This window comes from Flavobacterium sp., assembly GCF_013823965.1.
In the GTDB taxonomy this organism is placed as follows: domain Bacteria; phylum Bacteroidota; class Bacteroidia; order Flavobacteriales; family Flavobacteriaceae; genus Flavobacterium.
The window spans coordinates 1-6,364 of record NZ_PNNA01000071.1; the positions used below are offsets into that span (position 1 = coordinate 1).

The 6,364-nt window shown below is 37.0% G+C and carries 4 protein-coding genes; all 4 read right to left on the minus strand.

Annotated features, from left to right (window positions below; genetic code table 11):
* Positions 1-144: GDCCVxC domain-containing (seleno)protein (locus C0430_RS08115; RefSeq protein ID WP_290867906.1), on the minus strand; the 144-nt coding region annotated here is incomplete at its 3' end.
* A 132-nt stretch (positions 145-276) separates the two neighbouring features.
* Positions 277-717: an IS200/IS605 family transposase gene (tnpA, locus tag C0430_RS08120; protein WP_290867897.1), complete on the minus strand. Its 441-nt coding sequence runs from the start codon at positions 715-717 to the stop codon at positions 277-279.
* A 183-nt stretch (positions 718-900) separates the two neighbouring features.
* A complete protein-coding gene (locus C0430_RS08125) occupies positions 901-5,187 on the minus strand; it encodes a DUF559 domain-containing protein (protein WP_290867900.1) in 4,287 nt (1,428 codons plus the stop codon).
* A 446-nt stretch (positions 5,188-5,633) separates the two neighbouring features.
* A complete protein-coding gene (locus C0430_RS08130) occupies positions 5,634-6,092 on the minus strand; it encodes an SRPBCC domain-containing protein (RefSeq protein WP_290867903.1) in 459 nt (152 codons plus the stop codon).
* Positions 6,093-6,364: the final 272 nt, after the last annotated feature.

Sequence of the window (6,364 nt, forward strand, 5' to 3'; positions counted from 1 at the left end):
ACAACAGTCGCCTTGCTGTGGTTTTAAAACGGTCTTACAATTTTCACATTCGTAAAAATATTGGCAAGCGTCTGTCGGCATTGTTTCTTCTTTTTTGTATCCGCAGTTGGGGCAAGTGATTGTTGATTGTAATTTGATTTCCATTTTATTTTTCATTTTTGTCTGTTACTGTATATCCTTTTCCGTTAATGGTTTTCTCATTGTTGGCAATAAGCCGTTCAATTTGTTTTTTAGCCCACGGATTAAACCGGGGGTATGGTTTGGTTTTCAATATTCTCACTTATTGCTGGGTCCATATAATTTTATGAACTCATCATATTCTTGCAGAAATGTTTTCTTTTGATGATGTATTTTTTGATGTTTAATATATTCAAACACCCGGTCAACTCCGGATTCGGAAACGGAATATGCAGCGTAGCCAGTTTGCCAAGTGAATTTATCAGCAATTAGATTATTTTGATTGATAAAATGAGAACTACTGCCTTTTATTTGTTTGATGACATCTGCAATTGATTTTTGGGGACTTAGCAGAAACAAGCAATGAATATGGTCTGGCATTCCGTTAATTATACGCACAGGACAGCCTTGTGCACGTAATTGTTCGGATAGGAATTGATGAATTTTATTTTCAACATTCGGATGAATGAGCGGCTCTCTTTCTTTGGTTGTCCAAATGGCGTGTATCCATATTTTATTGAATGAATGTGGCATATTCATTTGTTATTTTTTAAACCGTTAAAACGTTTTTGGTTTTCATTATTCATTTCCATAGCCCACGGTTTAAACCATGGGCTATGGTTTGCAATTAATGATATGTTAAATGATTTGTCCATTTCCGTTATTATAGCCCACGAATTAATTCGTGGGCTATAATGGACATTTGATATTTTATGAATGGATTTATCCATTTCCCTCCACAATTTTTATTTCTTCTTCGGTCAGGTCGTAAAGCTGGTAAACCAATTGGTCGATTTCATTTTCCAAGTCTTTGGTGTCTACTGAATTGTCTTGCGACTTCAATTTCAAAATTTGATTAACTAATGCAGCAAGTTCAATTTGAAGTGTTTCGTTCGGAATAACGAAAGGTAAATTTTTGATGTCGACAGTTTTTACCTGTGCAAACGCACGACCTTCTTCTTCTTTGAATGATTGGAAGAAATAATTAATCATTTTGCTGTTTAGTATTGCTAATACTGCTTTTAAATCAAAATTGTTTTCTTCATTGTTTACAATTATGTGAACGGTTTTGTCATTAAAATTTTTATTGAAATCAATTGCAGCTACAATTTTATTGCTTGTTTGTCTATAAATTATTTTTGGCACTCTCTCCATTAATTCTTGGCTAAAACGGAATGTATCGTTTTCGTCTAAAAAGGTTTTCCAATTATGTTTTAGATAATTATTAGAAAACGAAATTGAATACTTCTGAATGTCACCGCCTTTTATGTATGGTATATCATTTAGTTTATCTCTGACGCCATTGTAAAAAACTCTGCTACCAATTGAACCACCACGAACTTTTCCCCGACCTTCAGACCAATAATTAAAGCCTACATCCTTTATTAAAAAATAGTGCTCAAACTTGGGTAGCTTGTCAAGTCTTGATATTACAGCATTCTTCAAAATAAAATCGGTAGTGTTGGATTCGATGAATCCTTTTGGTTTATCAAGGTCAGTTTTTAATAACCAATTTTTTGACGATAATTTATTTGACGCAGAAGTTATTGCACAAAAAACATTCACACCTTCAAAAATTATAACATTGCCAAAGTCAATTATCTCTTCAATTTGTTTTTCAGACGATAAAAAAGTTCTAATTGATTTAAAGTAATCACCTTTTATAAAGGTATTAGGTGTAATAAACGAAAAATTGGCATTTGCTTTTAATATAGAAAATGCAAGTTTGAAAAATGCTACAAACAAATCATTATTCCGTTTAAACTCTGGATATGATTGTTCTAGGAATGATTTAATCTTTTCATCAAAAACAATCAAATACGGCGGATTTCCTATCACCACATCAAATCCCACAAAATCGCCATCATCATTCAGCACTTCGGGAAATTCGAAACGCCACTCAAAAGCGTTTTCAAAAATCCGGTTGCTTTTTATTTCTTCAATTTCGGTTTCCAATTTTTTGATTTCTTCGGTCAGTTGCTGCACTTTCTTGTTCCAATCGGCAATTTCCTTTTTACTCATATCAAAAAGTCGTTGCTGGTTGCTCATTTGGAAAAGCTCGCCTGATAGTTTGCTTAGCTTCTTTACTTTGGGGTTGTTCAAAGAAATTTCACTTCTGAAATCCGATTTAATATCGGCAATCAGTCGTTCCATTGCTCTTTTTTGCTCCTTGCTTTCGGCGTTTCGGTAAGTGGCAACTGCAAGACGGTAACTATCAATTGTCCACTTGCTCCCACGTTTGAAAACGTGGGTTATGGATTGGTCTATTGGAAAACGGCTCACCAAAGAATTTCCGCATTTAATATTTATGTCAATATTCGGTAATGTTTCCAATTCCCATAGCCCACGGTTTAAACCGTGGGCTATATAGGTTTTATAATAAGCATTTTTTAAAAGCTCAATCCATAAACGCAATCGGCAAATTTTGACCGAGTTGGAATTGATGTCCACACCGAAAAGACAATTTTCAATAATAGTTTGCTTTTCGTGGAAAAGGGTTTCTTGTACGCGTTGACTCTCTGATGCGCGCGGTGAGCTTGTGGAACCAGGGTTGTATTCAAAAAGTTCGCCGTCTTCGTCCGTTATAATTAATTCATCGTTTACAACTTCAATTTCGTAGCGGTTGAGCGATTTGCCGTTTTTGTCTTCAAGTATCTTCAGGTCGTTTTTTATGGCAATAATTTCGTTGAGGGCAGATACCAGAAAATGCCCTGAACCCACGGCTGGGTCGCAAATTTTGATGCTGTTTACAATGTTGTTGGCTTGTTGACGTGAAAAAAGTCTGTTGTCGCCTATTTGCTCATACACATCATCAAGCGTCTTAAACTCCCCATTCGAAGAGGATGCTTTCAAGTCCCCTCTGGAGAGGGGATTTAGGGGTGTGTCAGTAATACCCTGATAACCCGTAAGCGGATTCAAAGGAGATTCTTCATATTGAAGTTCCGTCAAATCTCCTTTTTCATATCCAGTAATGTATTGGTGAATGGTTTCTAAGGAAGCCTCTAAATTTTTTAAAATGTCTGAATCAGGAAATCGTAAAACATTTAATCCCAATTCGTTTAATCTCGTTTCTTTTTGAAAATCTTTTTGTTGAACTTCTTCCCAATTATGAGTTTCGCCATCTATCTCAATGACGAGTTTTAATTCATTACAGAAAAAGTCAGCGATATAGTTATCCAACGGTTTTTGCCTATGAAAATCATACTTACCTTCAAACTTTCCTTTCAATTCTTTCCAAAGTATTATTTCAGATTTGGTGCTATTATTTCTAAGTTCTCTGGCAAGTTCTTTTAGCTTGGGATTGTATGGGATTATTTGTCTTCTATTGCTTTCTTGTGAATTTGACACACCCCTAAATCCCTCCTCAAGAGGGGACTTTCTGGCTGTTTCGTTGAATTTCTGCACTACGGCTTTGCGAATGGTTTCGCGGCACATATACATTGTGATGAAACCGGGAGTGTAAAACGAACCGTCTTTGTAACCGTTTATTTTCTCGAATATCAATCCAAGAACCGAAGCGTTGATTAGCGTTTTGTTGTCTTCCTGAATTTCTTCTCCGCCTTCTGCTCCAAAGTCGTAAGCATCTAAAAACTCAAGCAAATATTGAAGCGTGGAAATACTGCCTGTCCGTTTTTTGCCTTGCTGGTCTTTCAGCACGGTTTGCGAAAAAATCGGAATGGTTTTATCGTCTTTCAGGTTGCTGATAAACAAAGTAAGCTGTTCAATGTCGGTCGGCTCGAAAAGTGAAGAATTTAGATAAGGAATTTTTTCAAAAGTCTTTTTTACATCTTCGTTTCGCTCGTCATACTTGCGAGCCAACACTTCAAAAAACAAGCTGTTCAGGTCGTCATAGTTTTTGATTTTGTCAAGGTTGAGAAACTTATATTCTGACACACCCCCGCCCCCTCTCGAGAGGGGAGTTTTATGATAGGTGATGAGTTGGGCTTCCAACAACTTCAAAAACAAAATGCGGTTTATCCAAGTAATGGAAAGTTCCAACGCCACATTAAAAAGTCGTTCCTGTTGTGTGGTGCCAAATTGGTTTGGCTTTTCTAATCGACTAAGTTTATCTAAGCTGTCAAGCTGAATGATAGCATCTTCAAGGATTGTTCCCGTGTGGCGTTCACCTGCTTTGTTTCGTTCAATCAGTTTCTTGCTTCCTTCTTTGGTTTCTGTCAGTCCGATGATGTGCAACAACTCGCTGTAAAAGCGTTTGTCAAGGCTGTTGCTGTCGTTGGTGAAAGGAAGTTTTAAAAGATGTTCTGGCGAAAGAAGTTTGAAGAGTGCAATCAGCGAATTGTCTTTCCCTCCTTGAGGAGGGGCAGGGAGGTGTTTCGACACACCCCCAGCCCCTCTCAAGAGGGGAGTATAATCCTGAATGTTGAAGTAAGTAAATTCAATCCCTCTCCCAGCCCCTCCCTCAGGGAGGGGAGCTAAAATTTGTTCAATATACGGCTCGGCTATCTCTTTGTAAAAAACGTCTGTTGTTTTCTTGCTTGCTTCAAAGTTCTCGAATTGTCTTACGAATGATTTATTTTGAGCAAAGAGTCTTTCAAATATATGTTCGTCAAAAATGAACCATTCGTTAATGTTGGTCGCCACCAAATGTTTTACTTCAAGATTTTTGTGTGTAATTCTCTCACGTAAGTAATACAACACCAATTCCTGAAATGCTTTTGTGTTCAGTTTTTTGGTTGAAATCATTTCGGCTTTGTTGGTCGGCTTTTTAGCTTCAATGATTACTCCTACTGACGTGTTTGCATTTGGTCCGTTATGAATAACAAGGTCGTTTCGACCTTTGGTATTTATGAAATGGTTTTGTTTGTAGTAAGTGTCTTTGAGAAAGTCTGAAATTAAGTTTTTATGAAACTCTTCGCTTTCGGTGTCGTTTGTCCTGTCGAGTAAAGTAACAAGATTGGTCTTTAAAACTTCAATTTCAGTCCTATTAGGTTTTACTTTTAAAAAGGCTTTGTTTAGTGCCTTTCTTGGTTTCAATTGTTTTAATTCCATCTTCAATTTTATTTTCTTTTTTCAGTTGTTTAAGATAAGTATTTTGTTTGGAACGTTGTCAGTGCATTGGAAAAAAATTGGCTCTTTTGGTTTTTCAGCGTTGGGCTGTGTGTTGGTAAAAACCAGATGTGCCATTTTGCGGGTGAGCTTTTCTGTCCTATGCCTGTTCGTTAATTTTTGCACTGTCGTCTGTCTTTTATGGTTTCAGCTAACGTTTTGCATCTTGGCGTAGTGGCGGATTTCGGAGCACCAAACTGTCAGCCCACACAAAAATTGAATAAGCACAAAACTCCAAGTTTTTATGTCGACCTGCCTGACGCAAAACCCGTGTTATCGAGGCGGTTTTATATTCTTGTTGAAGCAATACAAGTTCTGTTTCTTTGTCTGTCGAAAACATATTAATGATTGTTGCTCGTAAATAGTTTTAATGATTATCATAACTTAGATTATCGTTCTGAAATCTCTTTTAATTTTTGCAATGCTGTCGGATATGTGTTTTTAAAATAATCCAAATATTCGTCAATTGTGTCCATATCTACTGTTACAGTTGTTATTCCGTTGATTTCTTGATATGAATAATTTTCGTGTCCGCCTGCCCATTTTTCGACTTTTTCACCTGTTGTTACTACAACATCGCCATCCAAAAAACCATAATGCCTTGTGGATATAAATTTAGCTGGGTGGTGTTCTTCGATTTCAGAGACCATTCCGCCCTTTTTTCCGTTCTCGTCCACGCCTACAAAATAAATTTTGCTTCCTTTTTCCCAACTTCCTTCGTAGGTAGAAGTAGGATTAAAAGCTGACGTCCAATGTTCATAGGTGCTTTTGTCTTTTAAACCCAACATCGTTTCATAGACTTTTTGAGAGGTTGCGTTTATTTCCTTTTTGAATTGAAGTTTTTTCATTTTTTTGTCGATTTTAATATTTCAAATTTACAATTAATTTCTCTCAGCGGTGTGTCGTCATAAACTCGCCACAAACGTGCCCACGCTTTGCGTTCGTGCGGGTTTCGGAGTGCCAAACTGTCTGCCTACACAAAAGTTTGAGCGGGGCAGAATGCTTGAATTACTCCTGAAACCCTTATAGCATATAAACTTTGTTCAAGCGACCTCTCCGCCGCGAACGTCGGGACGTTTCTTGTTTTGACATTGCTGCAAAATAACTAACTTTCGGGGTG

What these genes read in the sequence shown, in the direction of transcription:
- tnpA (WP_290867897.1), bottom strand. Translation starts at nt 717, where the DNA reads ATGAATATGCCACATTCATTCAATAAAATATGGATACACGCCATTTGG.
- C0430_RS08125 (WP_290867900.1), bottom strand. Translation starts at nt 5,187, where the DNA reads ATGGAATTAAAACAATTGAAACCAAGAAAGGCACTAAACAAAGCCTTT.
- C0430_RS08130 (WP_290867903.1), bottom strand. Translation starts at nt 6,092, where the DNA reads ATGAAAAAACTTCAATTCAAAAAGGAAATAAACGCAACCTCTCAAAAA.